This is a genomic window from Cellulomonas sp. NPDC055163 (genome assembly GCF_053607065.1).
Window position 1 is genome coordinate 187,392 of sequence record NZ_JBSGSU010000004.1, and the last position, 15,926, is coordinate 203,317.

Sequence of the window (15,926 nt, forward strand, 5' to 3'; positions counted from 1 at the left end):
GAGCGTCTCCACGAGCACGCGGGTCTGCGGCAGACGCGTCGTGAAGCTCACCCCGGGCGCGGTCAGCGCCAGCCGACCGACACCACTGACCGGACCCGCGAGCCCCCGGGCGCGCGCACACCGGACCGCGCGACCCTCGCGAGGCCCGCTCCCGGCTCCGCACGAGCCGGGCACGCCCGACGCGAACGAGGCCGATCATGTGCTGGCACAGGGAAGACAACGCACCACCGACCTACGCGTGGACCCTCACGACGACGACCGTCGCGGGCACCACCGTGCGGTACCACAACCCGCCGGGCGCGCTCGGGCTCGTCATCCTCTTCGACGGCGGTGGCGGCGGCAGCGTGTGGTTCACGCTCATGGAGAACCGTCTCCTGGTCGAGGCGCTCGTCGACGCCGGGTACGCGGTCGCGGCCCTGCAGAGCGCGGGACCCAGCGGCGACTTCGACATGACCGACGACCCGCTGACGAACCAGGACCTGCAGAACGTGGAAGGCACCATCACGGCCCTCGGCTTCGCGGGCGCGGACCTGTACTACGTCGGCTTCTCCTCGGGCGGGCTGTTCACCGGCATCGCGACCGTGTACACCCCGGCGCGCGCGATCGCGCTGCTCAACGTCCGCGGACTCGCGAGCACCTACACCAACCCGCTGCTCCCCCCGCCCCCCACGTTGTGGGTCGTCGGCCGCAACGACCTGCGCGTGCCACCGACGGACGCCGGGCTGGCCGCGAACTGGGCGGCCATCGCGGCCAGCGGCATCGACTGGGAGCTCTACGTCAACGAACCGGCGGGCCTGCTGCCCGAGGCCTTCGAGCGCATCAGCGACCCCGTCTCGAGCGTGAGCCCGGCCGACTCGAGCGCCGCCGTCGCGGACCTGCAGGCCGGCGGGCAGCTCGACGCCTGCGGAGTGCCGATCGGCCCCGCGAACACCCTGAACTGGGGCGTCGTCTCGCCGGGCCCGTCGTTCACCGCGGCCTTCCAGGCCGAGGCGCAGCGGCAGGTCAACGAGCTCTACGGGTCGCACGTGGTGACGGCCGACTTCCGGCAGCAGATCGCCGACTTCTTCCTCTCGCACCCCTGAGGGGTTCTCCCGGCCGGTAGCGCGAGCAGAGCAGGCGGGTCCTGGTCTTTCGGGGCGAGCGGGACGCCAGACGCGAGCGGCCCAGCGAGCACCCTCGCACACCCTCGCGGGGCTGTAATTCACCCTGCCCCCCGGCGCAGAACGGGCGGATCATGGCAAACGGGACATGTGCGCCGTCGCACGTCGAGCCCGGCACCGGGGGGTGGGGCATGGTGGAGCCGTTCGCAGACCTCGAGATCGCCCTGCGCTGGAAGGACGACGACCGAGCGTTCGACGTCGGTCTGCGATACGTCCGGTCCGACCAGAACGTCGACGAGTGGGAGCACCCCGACGAGCTGCTGCTGCTCGACCTCGAGCAGCTGGCGCTGCACGCGAACGACGTCGACCGGTACGCCGCCGAGCTCAGCCGCGCTGTCTTCCGCGAGGACGTCGCCACGTTCTACGACAAGAGCCGGGCGCGCTCCCAGGGGACGCCGATGCACGTGCGCCTGACGCTCGACGCGCCGCCGACGCTGCACCGGGTGCGGTGGGAGCTGCTGCGAGACCCCCGGGAGGACCATCCCGTCGCGACGGCCCCGGACGTGCTCTTCTCGCGCTACCTCACGAGCGCGGACTTCCGGACGGTGCGGTGGAGCACCCGGCGCGCCAGTCGGGCGCTCGTGGCCATCTCCAGCCCGACGGACATCGAGTCCTTCACACCGAACGGCCGCCCCCTCGCCCGGGTCGAGGTCGACAAGGAGCGCCGTTACGCTGAGCAGGCCCTGACGGGAATCCAGACCGTGTTCCTGGACGGCGGCGGCACGGCGACACTGGCGAACATCGCGCGCGAGCTCGCCAAGGACATCGACATCCTCTATCTGGTGTGCCACGGCGCCCTGCTCACGGACGTCCCGATGATCTTCCTCGAGCACCCGGACGGCACGGCGCACGACGTGGACGCGCGTCGGCTCCAGGAGATGGTCGCCTCGCTGCCCCGGCGCCCGACCCTGGCGCTCCTCAGCTCGTGCCAGTCCGCCGGCCCGGGGGGTGCCGAGACGACCACGGACGAGGGCGTGCTCGCCGGCCTCGGACCGCGTCTGGCCGCCGCGGGCGTCGCGACCGTCATCGCGATGCAGGGCAACGTGGCCGTCGACACCGCACGGCGTTTCGCGGAGCGCTTCTTCACCGAGCTCCAGGACGACGGGGTCATCGACCGGTCCGTCCAAGCCGCGCGCCGCGTCCTGCGCGACGAGGGGCGGACCGACTGGTGGGTGCCCGTCCTCTTCTCCCGGCTGCGGACCGGCCGGAGCTACTTCAAGGCGCAGTTCACCGGCGACGGCGAGCGGCTCTGGCAGCAGCTCGCGGCACCGCAGAACACGGAGTACCAGATCACACCGGTCCTCGGCCCGGGCATGAGCGACGAGATCATCGGCCCGCGGCAGGCCATCGCGGAACGGTGGGCGAAGCACTGGCAGATGCCGCTCGCCGCCCACAACCGCGAGGACCTGTCGAAGGTCGCCCAGTACCTGAAGGTGCACTTGCGGGCGCCCGGCGCGATCGCCATGCGCGTCGCCGAGTACCTGCGCGAGGAGATCGAGCAGCGGGTCGAGGACGCCCACGACAGGCCCGACGACCCGTTCCACGGCGTCGACGCCGACCAGCCGCCGCAGGACGCCATCCTCGCCGCAGGTCGCCGGCTGCTCGCGAATGACGAGGGATACGCGTACCGCGTGGTCGCGGGCATGCCGGTCCCGGTCTACATCACGACGAACTGGACGCCGCTGCTGAAACAGGCGCTCGAGGCACGGACGCCTCGCCGGACCCCCGAGACCGCCTACTTCGAGTGGACCGACCACGCCGACTGGCCGAAGCGGCCGCCCAAGAACTTCGTGCCGACGGTCGAGCGGCCGTTGATCTACCACCTGTTCGGGCGGATGGACGACCCGGACTCGCTCGTGCTGACGGAGGACGACTACTTCGAGTGGCTCGTCGCCTGGGTCGCACGCCGCACGACCGTCCCGGACGAGGTCCAGAAGCGGCTCACGAAGCGTGCGCTGATGTTCCTGGGGTACAACCTCGACGACTGGGACTTCAAGGTCGTGTTCCAGAGCATCAAGAGCTACCCGTCGAGCACGACGCTGCTGCGCAGGAACGCGCACGTGGGCGTCCAGCTGACGCCCGGGACCCGAGACATCGACCCCGAGTCCGCACAGGAGTACCTGGAGTCCTACCTCGACAGCGACAACGTCGGAATTTACTGGTCCGACACCCGCCGGTTCCTCGACGAGTACCGACAGCGGACGGGGATCGTGACATGAAGTGGTCCTCGGCGCCAGGTGCGCCCGTCGTGCCGACAGCTCCGCAGCGCCAGCGCCGCAACCCGTTCCGCGGACCGCGGCAGTTCGACCGCAGCGACCTGCTGCCGAACCGCCGCAGGGAGTCCGAGGAGCTCGCCAACCTGGTCATCGCCAATCAGGTCGTGCTCCTGCACGCACCCTCCGGCGCCGGCAAGACGTCGCTCATCGAGGCAGGCGTCGTGAGGGAGCTGGAGCGCGAGGGCTTCCACGTCACCCCGCGGCTGCGGGTCAGCACGCCGACGGGGCTGCAGAACGGGAACCCGTACATCCAGAGCCTCGTGGGCTACCTGCTCGCCGGGTCCTCGGCGCCGGCGTCCGAGGCGACGACCCTGCTGCAGGCGGTCATCCGGTGGGAGGCCGAGCAGGAGCGGCCCGACACCGGTCTCGAGCCGATGACCGTGCTCGTCATCGACCAGCTCGAGGAGGTCCTCACGTGCGACCCGACCGACTGGTCCGCCCAGGAGGGGTTCTTCCGTGAGCTCGGCGACCTCCTCAGGACCCGACCCGTCTGGGCGCTGCTGTCGATCCGTGAGGACTACATGGGGGGACTGGACCGGTACCTCGACCTCGTTCCCGGGTTCCTCCAGACGCGGTACCGGCTCGACTTCCTCACGCACGAAGACGCGAAACTGGCGATGCAGGTCCCGAGCCGGGAACAGGGCGTGACCTTCCACGCCGACGCCGCCGCCGAGCTCGGCCGCAGGCTCGCGTCGGTCGAGGTCCAGCAGCCCGGCAAGGACACGGTCCAGCGGACCGCGCGGTACGTCGAGCCGTTCCAGCTCCAGGTCGTCTGCCGGCAGCTGTGGAAGAAGATCCGCAAGGAGCGGGGTGACGACTTCCCCGACATCACCCTCCACGACGTCCACGAGTACGCCGACATCGACCAGGCTTTGACGCGCTACTACGGCGACACGATCGCGACTGTGGTCGCGCGGACCCGCGTGGACGAGCGGGTGCTGCGCGACTGGTTCGAGACCGAGCTCGTCACCAAGAACTCGATCCGCAGCCAGACGCTCGAGCAGCCGGCCACCGCAGACCCCTCGGCCGTGCTGCGCGAGCTCGAGGACGGCTACCTCGTCCGGGGCGATGTGCGGGGCGGCTCGACGTGGTACGAGCTGACCCACGACCGCCTCATCCGGGCCGTGCAGCGGAGCAACGAGACGTGGCGGTGGGAAAAGCTCGAACCGTGGCAGATCGCGGCGCACAAGTGGAACCAGTTCGACCACCACCCCGCGTTCCTGCTCACGCCGTCCGAGCTGCCCGGACCGTCCGTCGCCACGACGCGCCTCACCGACGTCGAGCGGGACTTCCTGCGGGCGTCGAACGCGGACGCGCAACGCAGTGCGCTCATGAGCCGGCTGCGTTCGACGAGCCGCATCGGCTACCTCGCCGCGGCCGAGGCGGTCGTCATCCTCGTCCTCGTCACCCTCCTGCTCGTCTGACCGGCGGGAGGTGACGATGTCGGACAGCATGGGCCTCGACGACCTGCCCCACCTCGACGAGGACGAGCTCGTCTTCAACGGCGTCGAGCTCGAGACCGGGGCTGCGCTCTTCCCTCCGACGCGCCTGTCGGAGCTCGCCATCGCCGTCCGCGGCGACGCGCGCGACCCGGCGCACGTCGCCGACCTCGCCGCCCGTCACCGCGCGGACACCGAGGACCACCTCGGCGTCGTGTACGGCCGGGCACCCGACGACCTGCGGCAGGTCGGTTGGTGCCTGGTCGCGGCGGACGACGTGGGACCGGACGTCCGGGACGCGCTCGCACCCCTGTGCGACTGGCGTCGTGAGCAGTCCGGTGACCTGTTCCGGATGCTCACCGGCCCCAGCGACGGCGTGCACCGGTCCGAGGGCAAGCACGAGTTCCTGCTCCGCCACAGGGTCGCGACGATGGACGTCGTCGACCCCCGGCAGCTGCCGTACTACCTGCTCCTCGTCGGCAGCCCCGAGCAGATCTCCTTCTCGCTGCAGTACCAGCTCGACGTGCAGTACGCCGTCGGGCGCGTGCACTTCGACACCGCGGAGGAGTATGCGCAGTACGCCCGCAACGTGGTCGCGGCGGAGAAGCGGGACAGGACGGCGTCCGGGGTCTCGTACGTCTTCGCACCGCGCAACCCTGCCGATCTGCCGACCGCCCTGAGCTCCTCGCGGCTCGCCCTCCCGCTCGTCGAGCACCTCCGCGAGGCGGGCGCCGACGTCGACGCGGACCTCGCGGCAGGTGCGACGAAGCGCCGGCTGGGTGAGCTGCTCCAGGGCGACCGGCCGCTCGACCTGCTGTTCACCGCGACGCACGGGGTGGGGACGGCCGGCCCGCGGCAGCGGGACATCCAGGGGGCGCTCCTGTGCCAGGACTGGGGCGGACCGACACGTACCCAGCCGCTCACCGGCGAGGAGTACCTGAGCGGCGCCGACCTCGACACGGCACGGGCCGTCGCCCCGAACGTGGTGTTCAGCTTCGCCTGCTACAGCGCGGGGACCCCGGACGTCTCCGACTTTCTGCACGCGCCGACGCCTGCCGCGAGCGCGGACCCACCGTTCGTGGCGCGGCTGCCGCAGCGTCTGCTGGCACACCCGAGGGGCGGCTGCCTCTCGTTCGTCGGGCATGTGGACCGGGCGTGGAACTGCAGCTTCCTGTGGAAAGGGCTCGACCCACGGATCATCCGCTTCACCTCGTGCGTGGACGCGTACCTGGCGGGCGCCCCGATCGGGCTCGCGATGGAGTACGTGAACGCGAGCTACGCGACGTCGGCGACGGACCTCGTGAACCTCCAGCACCGGATGCGGAGCTCCGGGCTGAACGTGCCGGACCGGACGCTCGCCGAGCTGTGGCTCGCGACGAACGACGCGCGCAACTTCCTCGTTCTCGGCGACCCGGCGGTGCGTGCGCCGTCCTCGCCCCGACCGACCATCAGCGCGTAGCGCGAGCACGACGGAGGTAGACGTGTCACTCGAGCGGTCTCCTGACCACGACGTCCCATACCACCTCGTCGCGTTCGACCGGGAAGGAACGGAACGTGCGGGCGCCGCCGGGCCGGCGAGCGCCGCGCTCGTCGACGCGGTCGAGCTGGAGGAGCCGACGGACGTCTTCCTCTTCAGTCACGGATGGAACTCCGGGCCGCGCGACGCGCTGGACCAGTACGGGGCGTGGGTCGACGCGATGGCCGCACGCGACGTCGACCGAGCTCGGCTGCACGACCGCACAGGCGGCTTCCGCCCGCTGCTCGTCGGTCTCCACTGGCCCAGCAAGGCGTGGGCGGACGAGGACCTGACGAGCCTGGCGTACGGGGTCGACGCAGTGCAGCGTCCGGCGGCGAGCGGCGTACCGCAGGACACTGCACCATCCGAGCATCAGCAGGGCGGGCTCGGACCTGCGACGGAGGAGTACCTCGAGAGCCTGGGCGACGACGAGACCACGCAGGCGGCGCTGCGCACGATTCTCGCCGCGGCGCATGACGACGCGGCTCCCCCGACGCTTCCCCCCGAGGTCAGGCGCGCGTACGAGACGATCGACACCAACCTCGCATTCGGCGCCGCCGGTGCGGGAGCACCGCCGGGAGCCGACCGGGAGCCGTTCGACGCCGAGGAGACCTATCAGGCCGGGCTGCTCCTCGACGTGGTCGACGCGGTGTCCTTCGGTGGGCTGTCCATGGGCGGGCTGCTCGCCCCCCTGCGTGTCCTCTCGTTCTGGGCGATGAAGCGGCGGGCACTCCACTTCGGCGAGAACGCCGCCGCGCGGCTGTTGGCCACGCTCCAGCGGACCGCGGGACCCGAGACACGGGTCCACGTCGCCGGGCACAGCTTCGGCTGCATCGTCGCGTGCGCCGCGGTCTCCCGCGCAGCGATCGAGGGCGGCGGCGGCCGCCCGGTCACGACCTTGGTGCTGCTCCAGGGCGCGATGTCGCACTGGTCCTTCAGCGACGACATCCCGGCCCGCCCGGGACACCCCGGGTACTTCCACGGCCTCGTGCGTGACAGCCTGGTCAGCGGCCCGGTCCTCGTCACCACCTCGGTGCACGACCGGGCGCTCCGCTCCTTCTACCCGCTCGGCGCAGGTGCTCGTGCGCAGGTCGAGTACGGGACGGCGCTCCCGCTCTACGGCGCTGTCGGGACGTTCGGCACCAACGGTCCGGGGCTCCGGGTCGTGCGCGAGCGAGTCGAGGACGTGGGCGACGCGTACGCCTTCGAGGGCGGGACGGTCTACAACCTCAACGCCGACGCCGTCATCGCGAACGGCTCGGGTCCGAGCGGCGCTCACAGCGACATCGCTCGGCCGGAGATCGCCCGCGCGGTCCGGCGGGCGGTCGAACGTCGCTGAAAGAACGCGTCCATGACGACCTCGGCGCGTTCTGCGAAGGAAGGGCGCCTTGCCGGGCGACTACGCCGGGCAAGGCGCCCTTCCTTCGTGGAGCCGCCTAACAGAATCGAACTGTTGACCTTCTCATTACGAGAGCGTTCCGTGCGCCTTCCGGCAGGGCGGTGCAGCGGTGAACACGGTGCTTCGGTGCCTCACGACGCACACGATTTTCGGTGCGGGGGGCACCGGGGGGCACGCCCAGCGTCGGTGATTCTGTGTGTCGCCCGCGTGGCATCCGCGAGCCACGGCTGGCGGGTGGGAACTTGAAGTGTGCGTCCGGTAGCGACGCAGGGGGCCTCGCGCGCAATGACGCGTGCGACGAGTTGCGAGCAGGTGCTCGACGTCCTGAGGCGCGTCACGCGCCCCACACCAGAGAACCAGGACACATCCTCACCGGAGGCAGTCATGAGGGCTGTATCGAACGCGCACGCGCTGGCGACCCAGGTCGGCGGTTTCGGGACGACGGGCCTGTCGGCATGGATCCAGGACAACGTCATCACAATCATCCTGCTGATGATCGCGGCGACGGCGCTGTGGGCTGGGAAGAACGGGAACATCTCCAAGGTCGTGACCATCAGTGCGTGCGCCGTGATCGGCGTCGCCGTGCTGGCTCTCGCGACGACGGGCGCGGCTACGGACGTCGGCGCCTGGCTCGTGGGTCTGTTCCGATCGGCCTGAGGTGCGTCATGCGCCTGCCCGACGATGACGAGATCTACGACGTCGACCAGACGTACCTCGGGCCTCCGGGGCGGTACATCGGTCGCTTCCGGTACCGCGCGATCCTGATCGGCCCGGTCGTGTTCCTGGTCGGGTTGGTCGCGGTCAACCAGAGCGGAGTCGGATACTCACTCCTCTCTATAGGGCTGCTCGCGATCGGGACCGGCTGGCTGACGGGATGGATCGTCGACCACACGAGCCAGGAGCGTCCCGTCGGTGTGCTCATCCAGACGATGGCGCACGAGCTCACCGCCCGGCGCGCTCTCACCAAGGGCAGCCGGAGCCGGCCGACGCGGGCGTTCCAAGCCCGCACCACCGAGATCTGCGCCGTCCACGAGCTGCCTTCGGGGCGTCGTCGGTGGCGCTCGTACGCGAACCGCGCAGCAAGCGAGGGGTCCTGATGCACGTCAACCTCACCGGCCTGTTCGCCAAGGGCAAGCCGCAGGCGGCCGAGGAGCCGCTCATCGAGTACGACCCCTCGGAGGAGTCGGCGACCGGGCGTCCAGCAGTGGGCACCCGGCGCCGGTCCTCCTACCCCGACGTCCCGAAGTCGCACGGCGTGCAGATGAAGTGGGCGCTCTCGCGAGTGGCGAACCACGTCACCTTCACCGACCGGCGGATGACGGCGTGGTACCTGCTCGATCCGCAGATGTGGAGCTTCCGCTCCGTGGCGGACGGCGAGGCACTCATCTCCGCGATGGCGGGACAGCTCGCGGAGCTGACCGGGCGCACGATGTACGGACGGATCACCAATCGTCCGTACCCGGTCGCGAGCTGGGCAGAGGCGGCCTACAAGAACTCCCCCGCACCGACCCGCGGGTTCGAGCAGATCCTCGAGCGCGATCAGCTCCAGCTCGCGACCCGGATGCAGAGCGACAAGCTCGTGTACTTCGGGGTCGACCTGGGCACCCGATCCACCGTCGTCGACGTGACCTCCCGCGTGGTCTCGGACGTCGCACGCCGCGAACGTGCCGCGCTGCAGGCCAAGCTCGATGAGACCGACGCGATCATGACCGGGCCCGGTATCGAGGCGATCCCCGCGGTCGGGAACGACATGGCGTGGCTACTGGCTCGGTCGTTCGCGCTCGGGTGCCCGGTGCCGCAGCAGGACACGGTCGAGGAGTTCTCCTGGACGACGGAGGACCTCGACGAGTTCGCCGGCGCCGTGGACTGGACCGCGGAACCGCTGGCGCTGTCGACCCGGATCGAGTCGACGATGGGCGACCGGCGGCTCGTCCGTCACGTCGTCGTGCTCACCGTGGGACGGATGGGCGAGCTGTTCATCCCGGAGAAGGAAGAGCCCTGGATCGCCAAGACCGACAAGCTCCGCTTCCCGGTCGAGTGGTCCTTCCGTGTCGACGTGCGACGCCCGGAGGAGACGTCGCGCGAGATGAACAAGCTCTCCGATCGGATCGTGTCGCAGATCGACCACTACATGAAGGACCACGACAAGGAGCCGCCTCGCCAGCTCAGCCGTCAGTCCTCGCGGGCGAGCGAGGTCGAGGACGAGATGCGCTCCGGCTTCGACGGTCTGCGCACCCGCACCCGCGGCTGGTTCCGGATCGCCGTCTCGGCCCCGACGGAGGACGAAGCCCTGGCGCGGGCGACCGCGGTGCAGAACCTCTACAAGCCGAACATCCGGCTCGAGCGCGAGTTCGACCAGTACCGCCTGGCCCGCGAGTTCGTCCCCGGCGAGCCACTCGCCAACTCCGGCCACACCCGCCGCATGCCCGTGCTCAAGCTGGCCTCCGGAGTGCCGGCTGCGACAGCGGAGGTCGGGGACAAGCGCGGAGTCCTGCTCGGGTACACCGCCGGATTCGCCGAGCGGGCCGTGACCTGGGACCCCTGGTACGGCCCGGAGGTCGTCGAGGGGTCGGGGCTGGTGCCGCTGGTTGGCGGGCTCGGTGCCGGGAAGTCCTGGCTCATGGGCGGCATCGTCTACAAGACGTGTGCACAGGGAGTGGCCTGGACGATCATGGATCCGTCGGGCCGGCTCGGGGCGCTGACGACCCTGCCGGAGTTCCGCGGCATGGCACTGAACGTCAACCTGCTCGACTCCGAGCCGGGCACGCTGAACCCGTACGCGATGGTGCGGAACCCGCTGCTGCAGTGGTTCGCCGACGAGGACCAACCTGAGGTCGCCTGGCGCCTGGCGATGAGCGCCGCGGAGGCTCAGCGACGGGACCTCGCTTACGACACGCTGCGGTGGTGCCTGCCGCCGGCAACCGCCGTGCGCGAAGACGTGCAGAGCGTGCTCCGCGACGCCATCTCCGCGTCGGCGGCCACACCTCAGTCGACAGTCGAGGCGGTGCTGTCGGTACTGCAGGGTCGGGCGAACCATGACGACGCTGTCGGACGGACGATCCACGCGCGGCTTCAGGAAGCGAAGGAGCGCGAGCTCTCTCGGCTGTTCTTCGCCACGCCCGGTCGAGGTCACGACGGAGGCGAGGCCCGGACGCCGCGGCTGACAGTGTTCAACCTCAAGGGGCTGGTGCAGGCGCAAGAGGGAAAGCCGCGTGAGGACTGGTCCTACGACGAGCTGATGAGCCGGCCGATCATGAACCTCGCCGCGTGGTCGGCCCTGCGGAACGTGTACCGGGCCGACGTGCACGAGCGGAAGGGCATCGCGATCGACGAGGCCCACGAGATCACCAAAGTCGGCACCGGCGCGACGCTCGTGCAGAAAGTCGCCACCGACACCCGCAAGCACAACATCGCCGCCCTGCTCTCGACCCAGAACGCGAGCAACGTGCTCGGCCAGAACATCAACAACTTCGTCGGCGCGGCCTTCGTCGGGAAGACCACAGACGAGCAGGCGCAAGCCGACGCATGCCGGCTGCTCGGCCTGCCCGTCGGCGTCGGATACGAGACGGTGATGGGTCGGCTCAGTCCACGCTCACGCCGGTCGAACGAGCGCAACCAGGAGCCCCGCGAGTTCATCTTCCGCGACGGCATGGGAGGCGACGGCGGCCGCGGCGGCATCGAGAAGATCCGCATCGACTTCACCAACCACCCGGGACTGTCCGCGGCGCTCGACACGACGGCCGACCCGACGAAGAGACGGTCGCTGCGCGTAGTCAGCGACGGCACCGAGGGGGTGGCGTGATGCCAACCCGCACTAGGAGATGGGCACGGCGCCTCGGCATCGCGGTGATCGTTGCCGCTGCCCTCGCTGTGTGGCCGGTTCTAGCGGCGGCCGGACTGTCGTCGGCTGTAGCCGCGCCAGCACGACCAGTGGTGACCGCGCTGAAGGCCTGCGCCCCGCCGCCCGCGCCCAACCGGCCGACCGCTGGCCTGCCCGGCAAACTCTCCCCCGGCCACCCAGCCGCCGATCCCGGCGACCCGTTCACCGACACGGACGTGGCGATCTCCGACGTCTACGGCTACAGCTACCGCTGGGTCAACTACGACACCGGATGCGTGCCCGGCTCCAGCTGGGGCCCAGCGTTCGTCACCGGCGTGGGCAACCTGCTGCTGGCGGGAGCCGCGAGCACCAACGCGCTCGTGCACAGCACGCTCGGATTCGTCGTCGAACCGACCTGGCTGCGACCACTGGACCGCACCATCACAGAGGCCACCGAGACCGTGCGGTCAGGGGTGTGGACCCCGTGGATCTCCGTGGCGCTGATCCTCGTGGCGGGGACGGTGCTGGTCGCAGCCGCGCGGGCGGAGATCTCCAACGCCGTGACGTCGGCGGCCTGGGCGCTGCTCGTTCTCATCGCGACGACGTATGTCATGAGCTACCCCGTCTCGTCGGCGCAGGCGGTGGACGGGCTGATCCAGGAGACGGTCACCGCCTCCGCCCGCGCTACCACGACGGGTAGTGCAGACGACGCGACGACGTCGCTGAGGCTGCAGATGGACACGATCAACCGCAACACCCTCTACTCCGGATGGCTCGAGGGCACCCTCGGTTCCTCGGACAGCGCCGTCGCCCGCGAGCACGGACCGGACCTGTTCCGCGCCTCGCACATGACGTGGTGGGAAGCCGAGACCCTCGACGAGGACCCGGCCGCGGGGCAGGCGATCATCGAGGAGAAGAAGAACCTGTGGGCCACGACCGCGGCGAAGGTCGAGACCGCCGACCCTCTCGCCTACCAGCAGCTCACCGGCAACCAGGGCCGCTGGGACGCCGCGGCGACCGTCGCCATCATGGCCGCCATCACGATGCCGTTCCTGCTCGTGGCCGGCGTATTCGTTGTCATCGCCTACGCCGTCACCCGGCTGTTCATCCCGCTCGCACCGGCGCTCGGGGTGTTCGGGATGCTCGAGCTCGCGCGCGGCTGGGTCATCGGCGTGGTCGGTCAGCTCGGGCGGTTCCTGATCCTCGGACCGCTGTACTGGATCGGGGCGCTGATCAACCTCACGCTCATGTCCTCGGTGTTCCAGTCCGACCTGCCGTTCGGCGTGCAGGCGGTCATCGCGCTCGCACTGCCCCTCATCCTGTTCAAGCTCTTCCGACCCAAGAGCGGCATGCCCGGCGGACGCCTCCTGCGACGGATGGGGCGGCTCGCCGTGGACGCGGCTGCGACGAAGGGCGCGGTGAAGGCCGGGATCGACGAGGCGGCGCTGTCCGATGAGCAGCCGGCGTCGAGAAGTGCAGGACCTGTAGCTCACAGCTCGCGGCCGACTGATGCCGCTCCCCCGGCGGCCGGGTCTCTGCCTGGCGGTCCGCCCGGGACCACCGGCACAGCGGTAGCCACTCGTCAGACGTTCGTCGCTACGGGCCAGCGTTCACACGACAACGACGGACGGCAGCCCGGGAACGACATCGGCTTCGTGACCGGAGGTGGCGTGACCGCGCGGCGGGCGGGCTCATCGGCGATCACGGACGGCTCTCTCGAGCGAGGCGTGCTGCGCGAGAACCGAGGACTGGCCTGGCGCGAACATCCGGCGCTCACCGCGGGAGACTTCGGCGACCAACCGAACGGCCGTCCCCCGAGCGACTATCGCGGCACCGGTCGGCCTCACGTGGCGACCCCGGCCGACGGGGACCTTGCCGCACCCGCATCGTCTCGGCTGATGCGCCCCGAGGACCCGATGCCCGTCGGGATCGCGGAGGCCAACGTGCGAGACGTCGACGGGGAAGAGGTCTTCACGCTCTGGCGACCCGCTCGCCCTGGATCAGCGGACGACGACGACGCGGACGGCTCGGAAGGTGAGCGCTGATGTGGCACCTCCTCGGCCCCTTCGTCCGCTGGCCTCTCCACTCCCCCTGGCGCCTCCTCGGAGTGGTCGCGGCCGGGATCGTCGCCATCGCGCTCCTCGGTGCGATCAACGACCGCGGTGCAGCGCCGACCACGGCTCCTCACGAAACGCGAACGTCGAACGCAGCTCAGTTGCAACGTGATGTGCCGCCGTCCCATTCGACTGGTACTCCCCTGCCCACCTCATCTCGCACCGAGCGACCCGGCGTCGGCGCCGGCGGAACCGATGCGTGGAGTGACGACCCGGCCGATCAGGACCCGCTCGTGGCAGCCGAGGAGGCTACGGCGCAGTTCATCGCCGCCTGGGCCCGGCCCGACCTCGACTCGACCGCCTGGCAGGCCGGACTCGCACCGCTCACGACTCCACAGTTTCTGCAGGCCCTGACGGATACGGACCCGAGCAACGTCCCCGCCGTGACTGTCGCCGGTCAGCCGGTCCGGGTCGCCGCCAACGCGGAGGCAGGCGTGTTCGACGTACCCACCACCGGCGAGTTCGTGCGGGTCTTCGTCCAGCTCGTCGACGGCGTGTGGCTCGCCGCGGACGTGCAACCGACCACCTGATCACGCCGCGTCGCCGAAGGAGGTGACATGGACATCCTGACCTACCTCGCGAAGTGGGCAGCGCTGCAAGGCGCGTCATGGCTGCTCCGCCACCGCGGCAGCCTCCTCGGGTTCATCGGGCTGGTGAGCGTGGCTGCGCTCCTCGTAGGCGCGGGGCTCGGCGCCAGCGTCTCTGCCGGAGGAGCAGACGAGCAGGCTCGTGCGACGTGTCGAACTATGGGGTTCGACGTTGCGAGCGCTCCTGGAGGAGCAGAGGCGGGCTACGTCCCGGCGCCCGTCGATGCAGTTCTCGAGATCCCCGAGGGCGGCGCCGTTGACGGATTTGGCCCTGGCGAAAGCGAGCAGATCGCGGTCGCCCAGGCCATCATCGCCGCCGGCTATGCTGCCGGCGTCGGCACCCGCGGACTGGTGATCGCAATCGCGACCGCCCTGCAGGAGTCCGGACTGCGCGAGCTCAACTACGGAGACCGCGACTCGCTCGGGCCATTCCAACAGCGCCCATCACAGGGATGGGGTACTCCCGAGCAGGTCACCGACGCCGGCTTCGCGGCTCGCGCCTTCTTCGGCGGCCCTGCCTCACCTCATTTCCGACCTAGCACCGGCCGGGCGAGCCCGGGAGGGCTGCTCGAGATCGACGGCTGGATGGAGATGCCGGTCACCGTCGCCGCTCAGAAGGTGCAACGGTCAGCGTTCCCGAACGCGTACGCCAAGCACGAGGCGCGGGCGACGCGGATCCTGGCGGCGCTGACGGGAGCTGCTGGTCCCCTCGCTGCGCCGATGGCTGTTGCACCGACTCGCGTGGAGATGAGCGGCGCGGCGAGCATCCTCAGCGTCGAGGACTACCGGTCATCTGGCTTCGACATCGACGCCTTCTGTGCCGCCAACGTCGCTGGTGATCAAAGCCCGGCGACCGCTGACGGGGAGATCATCCTCAGCGGGTCATGGACTGCTCCCCTGACCAGCCCGATCACCTCGGAGTTCGGGATGCGCCTTCACCCCGTCCATCGCGTGTGGAAGTTACACGCCGGCACAGACTTCCAGGCGACTGTAGGGACGCCCCTGCGTGCCGCGTCAGACGGCGTGGTTACGACCGTCACGTGGTACGGCGGCGGCGGGCTGATCGTCGCGGTCGAGCATGCCGACGAGGCGGAGACGTGGTTCCTGCACCTGTCGCAGGTTCTTGTTCGACCCGGAGACGTCGTGGCAGGCGGGGAGGTGATCGCCCTGTCCGGGAACACGGGCGTCGCGACGGGGCCGCACTTTCACTTGGAGACGCACGTCCGCGGGGTCCCGGTCGACCCAGTGGCGTTCTTCCGCACCCGCGGCGTCGAACTGACCGTCGGCCAGCGCTGACAGGTTCCTCCGGGAGAGATCGCGCCGCTTTACAGCAATCTGTGGGACGTAACCGACCGTGAGCTGATCGAGGCAAAAGGCATCGGTACCCGCAGAGAGCTGCGCACGGCCGTTGCTCAGCTCTCCGACTACGCGCCCTTTGGGGACGACCACTAGAGGGCGGTACGCCCTACCGAACCCCTCCGCCCGGACCTCGTTGCATACCTGCACTCACTCAGCATCGCTGCTATCTTCCCCGACGGCGACGACTTCGCGCGCTCGAGGAAGGTCTACGGTGCCGAAAAGCGCGCAAGCGCGGGGGACCTGGACGGGAGTCCCT

General features: G+C 70.2%; 11 protein-coding genes. All 11 read left to right on the forward strand.

Annotated elements, in window-relative coordinates; all coding sequences use genetic code 11:
* Positions 1-197 precede the first annotated feature (197 nt).
* The 11 genes from ACWFNE_RS09295 to ACWFNE_RS09345 all read left to right on the forward strand — a co-directional run bounded on the left by ACWFNE_RS09295 (position 198) and on the right by ACWFNE_RS09345 (position 15,607).
* Complete coding sequence (locus tag ACWFNE_RS09295; RefSeq protein WP_452122136.1) at positions 198-1,082, forward strand: hypothetical protein; 885 nt, start codon at positions 198-200, stop codon at positions 1,080-1,082.
* A 209-nt stretch (positions 1,083-1,291) separates the two neighbouring features.
* Positions 1,292-3,379, forward strand: coding sequence for a CHAT domain-containing protein (locus tag ACWFNE_RS09300; protein WP_452122137.1), 2,088 nt, complete (start codon positions 1,292-1,294; stop codon positions 3,377-3,379).
* Positions 3,376-4,860, forward strand: coding sequence for an ATP-binding protein (locus ACWFNE_RS09305; RefSeq protein WP_452122138.1), 1,485 nt, complete (start codon positions 3,376-3,378; stop codon positions 4,858-4,860). Before ACWFNE_RS09300 ends, ACWFNE_RS09305 begins: the two co-directional genes overlap by 4 nt.
* A 16-nt stretch (positions 4,861-4,876) precedes the next feature.
* A complete protein-coding gene (locus tag ACWFNE_RS09310) occupies positions 4,877-6,334 on the forward strand; it encodes a hypothetical protein (RefSeq protein WP_452122139.1) in 1,458 nt (485 codons plus the stop codon).
* 22 nt (positions 6,335-6,356) lie between these two features.
* Positions 6,357-7,730, forward strand: coding sequence for a hypothetical protein (locus ACWFNE_RS09315; RefSeq protein WP_452122140.1), 1,374 nt, complete (start codon positions 6,357-6,359; stop codon positions 7,728-7,730).
* 444 nt (positions 7,731-8,174) lie between these two features.
* Positions 8,175-8,447: a hypothetical protein gene (locus tag ACWFNE_RS09320; protein WP_452122141.1), complete on the forward strand. Its 273-nt coding sequence runs from the start codon at positions 8,175-8,177 to the stop codon at positions 8,445-8,447.
* 8 nt (positions 8,448-8,455) lie between these two features.
* Positions 8,456-8,887, forward strand: a complete 432-nt coding sequence (locus ACWFNE_RS09325) for a hypothetical protein (RefSeq protein WP_452122142.1) — start codon at positions 8,456-8,458, stop codon at positions 8,885-8,887.
* On the forward strand, positions 8,887-11,592 hold the full coding sequence (locus ACWFNE_RS09330) for an ATP-binding protein (RefSeq protein WP_452122143.1): 2,706 nt from the start codon (positions 8,887-8,889) through the stop codon (positions 11,590-11,592). The genes ACWFNE_RS09325 and ACWFNE_RS09330 overlap by 1 nt, the downstream gene beginning before the upstream one ends.
* Positions 11,592-13,655, forward strand: a complete 2,064-nt coding sequence (locus tag ACWFNE_RS09335; RefSeq protein ID WP_452122144.1) for a hypothetical protein — start codon at positions 11,592-11,594, stop codon at positions 13,653-13,655. The genes ACWFNE_RS09330 and ACWFNE_RS09335 overlap by 1 nt, the downstream gene beginning before the upstream one ends.
* Complete coding sequence (locus ACWFNE_RS09340) at positions 13,655-14,254, forward strand: hypothetical protein (RefSeq protein WP_452122145.1); 600 nt, start codon at positions 13,655-13,657, stop codon at positions 14,252-14,254. The genes ACWFNE_RS09335 and ACWFNE_RS09340 overlap by 1 nt, the downstream gene beginning before the upstream one ends.
* Before the next feature lie 27 nt (positions 14,255-14,281).
* The gene (locus ACWFNE_RS09345) at positions 14,282-15,607 is read left to right on the forward strand and encodes a M23 family metallopeptidase (RefSeq protein WP_452122146.1); all 1,326 of its coding nucleotides are present in this window, start codon (positions 14,282-14,284) and stop codon (positions 15,605-15,607) included.
* The last annotated feature ends 319 nt before the right edge of the window (positions 15,608-15,926 follow it).

What these genes read in the sequence shown, in the direction of transcription:
- ACWFNE_RS09295 (WP_452122136.1), top strand. Translation starts at nt 198, where the DNA reads ATGTGCTGGCACAGGGAAGACAACGCACCACCGACCTACGCGTGGACC.
- ACWFNE_RS09300 (WP_452122137.1), top strand. Translation starts at nt 1,292, where the DNA reads ATGGTGGAGCCGTTCGCAGACCTCGAGATCGCCCTGCGCTGGAAGGAC.
- ACWFNE_RS09305 (WP_452122138.1), top strand. Translation starts at nt 3,376, where the DNA reads ATGAAGTGGTCCTCGGCGCCAGGTGCGCCCGTCGTGCCGACAGCTCCG.
- ACWFNE_RS09310 (WP_452122139.1), top strand. Translation starts at nt 4,877, where the DNA reads ATGTCGGACAGCATGGGCCTCGACGACCTGCCCCACCTCGACGAGGAC.
- ACWFNE_RS09320 (WP_452122141.1), top strand. Translation starts at nt 8,175, where the DNA reads ATGAGGGCTGTATCGAACGCGCACGCGCTGGCGACCCAGGTCGGCGGT.
- ACWFNE_RS09325 (WP_452122142.1), top strand. Translation starts at nt 8,456, where the DNA reads ATGCGCCTGCCCGACGATGACGAGATCTACGACGTCGACCAGACGTAC.
- ACWFNE_RS09330 (WP_452122143.1), top strand. Translation starts at nt 8,887, where the DNA reads ATGCACGTCAACCTCACCGGCCTGTTCGCCAAGGGCAAGCCGCAGGCG.
- ACWFNE_RS09335 (WP_452122144.1), top strand. Translation starts at nt 11,592, where the DNA reads ATGCCAACCCGCACTAGGAGATGGGCACGGCGCCTCGGCATCGCGGTG.
- ACWFNE_RS09340 (WP_452122145.1), top strand. Translation starts at nt 13,655, where the DNA reads ATGTGGCACCTCCTCGGCCCCTTCGTCCGCTGGCCTCTCCACTCCCCC.
- ACWFNE_RS09345 (WP_452122146.1), top strand. Translation starts at nt 14,282, where the DNA reads ATGGACATCCTGACCTACCTCGCGAAGTGGGCAGCGCTGCAAGGCGCG.